This window comes from Chitinimonas sp. (genome assembly GCF_036568685.1).
Classification (GTDB): Bacteria; Pseudomonadota; Gammaproteobacteria; order Burkholderiales; family Chitinimonadaceae; genus Chitinimonas.
Genome location: NZ_DATCSC010000085.1, coordinates 1 through 2,562, shown reverse-complemented (window position 1 = coordinate 2,562; position 2,562 = coordinate 1). Strand labels below are relative to the sequence as shown.

The following is a 2,562-nucleotide window of genomic DNA, read 5'->3' as shown; positions in this document are numbered from 1 at the left end:
GCTTCGACGATGCGGCGGCTGCGGGCGTCCAGCGTGTCCAGCGCGGCTTGCAGGCCCTCGCCGTGCTGGTAGTCGACGGCGCGACGTTCCAGTACCGCTACCGGTTCGTTGTCGTTGTCGGCCAGCCAGTCGATGGGGGCGTAGCTGTCTTCGTCGCCGTCTTCGGCAACCAGAGCCACGTCGTGCCCGCTCATGCGGGTTTCCATCTCCAGCACTTCCTCACGCTTCACGCCCAGGTCGTCGGCAATCTGTTGCGCCTCCTGGTGGGTCAGGGCGTTCATGCTGGACTTCATGCTGCGCAGGTTGAAGAACAGCTTGCGTTGCGCCTTGGTTGTGGCGATACGCACCAGCCGCCAGTTGCGCAGGATGTATTCGTGGATCTCGGCACGAATCCAATGTACGGCGAAGGAGAACAGGCGCACGCCGCGGGTGGGCTCGAAGCGCTTGACCGCCTTCATCAGGCCGATATTGCCTTCCTGGATCAGGTCGGCTTGCGGCAGGCCGTAGCCGGCATAGCCGCGGGCGATGGATACTACGACGCGCAGATGCGACATCACCAGCTTACCGGCTGCTTCGAGGTCGTTCTGCTCGTGCAGGCGCTTGGCCAGGTCGCTCTCTTCTTCCTGCGTGAGCAGCGGAATGGCGCTGATCTGCTGAATGTAGCGGTCCAGGCTGTCGCCGGAGGCAATCACAGGTAGGGTCATCGTCGTCATGTACTTCTCTCCTTTGCGCCCCCATATTTGGGGGGCGAACTGATATTAGCACTCTCAACCATGGAGTGCTAAGGGGGTGGAAAGTTCTGTGGTGAGTGGCGGAATGAGGCAGGACGTCGGGGTGGGAGGCATAGGTGCCGTCCCGGCAGCGCAACGACTCGCTGGCTGTGGAGCGCGCAAGCCTTGTGAAATGGACGTTTACGAGGAGTGGTGGTTGGAGAAATCGTCACTTGCGCCATGAAAACCGGCTGTCTTTTAATGCTATATATCGAATAAAAACTAAATTAATTATTCAAATAAAATCTAAGCGCGGCAATGGTTGGCGAGCTTATTGAGCTGGCGGGCGTCTTCTTGAGTGCTGGTGAGGTGCAACAGTGCTTGGGGCTGGCGGGCTGATATGCGATCCTCGCCCGCGTGGCCGCAGCTAGGCGGCCTGCCTGCAGGTGAACCCGTTGCGACGCCGTCTTGCCCCTTTCTTCTGTTTTTCTCTGATACCTGCTCTGCAGGGCTGGTCCGGCCTAGGGATGGCGACGGTACTTGCCGCGATCTGGCTGGCTGGCTGCGCCACCGTACCGGCACCGTCCCAACCTGGGAACGAGCTGCCTGACAGTAGCGAGCCTGTCCGGCGAATTCCATCGCCGGCGACGCCACAAACCCCTGATGAATCGGTGCTGCAAGCGCCGCCTGCGCCGCGCGAATTCCGGGCGGCCTGGGTGACGACCATAGGCAATATCGACTGGCCCAGCCGGCCGGGGCTCTCCAGCGCGCAGCAGCAGGTGGAGCTGCGGGCCATCCTGGACCGGGCGGTGGCGATGAAGCTCAATGCGGTGATCCTGCAAGTGCGGCCGGCCGCGGATGCCTTGTACGCCTCCGAGCTGGAGCCCTGGTCGGAATATCTGACCGGGGTGCAGGGCAAGGCGCCGGAGCCCTATTACGACCCGCTGACGCTGTGGGTGGAAGAGGCGCACAAGCGAGGGCTGGAGCTGCATGCCTGGTTCAACCCCTTCCGTGCCCACTATGACCAGGCGCGCTCGCGCGTGGACAGCCAACACATCACCAAGATCGCGCCCGAGCTGATCAAGCGCTATGGCGAATTCCGCTGGATGGACCCGGGCGAGCCCGAGGCGGTGCGGCACACGGTGGCGGTGATTGCCGATGTGGTACGGCGCTATGACATCGATGGGGTGCAGATCGATGACTATTTCTACCCCTACCCGGTGAATGGCGCGAATGGGAAGGAACTGCCCTTTCCGGACGAGAGCAGCTGGCGCCGCTACCAACTGGATGGCGGTACCCTGGAAAAGGCAGACTGGCGGCGGCAGAACGTGAACCAGCTGGTGGAGCAGCTCTACGAGCGCATCCATGCCGAGAAGCACTGGGTGAAGTTCGGCATCAGCCCCTTTGGGCTAGGGCGTCCGGACCGGCGTGCACCCGGCATTGTCGGCTTTAGCCAGTACGACAAACTCTATGCCGATGTGGAGCGCTGGCTGAGGGCGGGCTGGGTGGATTACCTGGCGCCGCAACTCTATTGGCCCAGCAAACAGAGCTCGCAGGCCTTCGGCACCCTGCTGGACGGCTGGCTGGCCGAGAACGCCTTGCGACGACATATTTGGCCAGGCCTTTTCACCAGCGGGCTGGCCGGACCCGCCCGGCCCTGGCCGGCGGACGAGATACTGCAGCAGATCGCGCAGGTACGGCAGCGTGCCGGTGCTGGTGGGCACATCCATTTTGGCCTGGGCATGCTGATGCAGGACAAGCAGGGTATACGCAGCAGGCTCACGGCCGGCCCCTATGCCGAGACCGCCTTGGTACCCGCTTCGCCCTGGCTGGATGCGACGCCGCCGCCAGC

2 protein-coding genes are annotated in these 2,562 nt (G+C 63.0%); one reads left to right on the top strand and one right to left on the bottom strand.

The features are described from left to right. On the bottom strand, positions 1 to 713 hold a 713-nt coding region (rpoH, locus tag VIM95_RS12680; RefSeq protein ID WP_331986181.1), incomplete at its 3' end, for an RNA polymerase sigma factor RpoH. 524 nt (positions 714 to 1,237) lie between these two features. On the opposite strand from rpoH, the gene VIM95_RS12675 reads away from it, so the two are divergent. Next, on the top strand, positions 1,238 to 2,562 hold a 1,325-nt coding region (locus VIM95_RS12675), incomplete at its 3' end, for a glycoside hydrolase family 10 protein (RefSeq protein WP_331986179.1).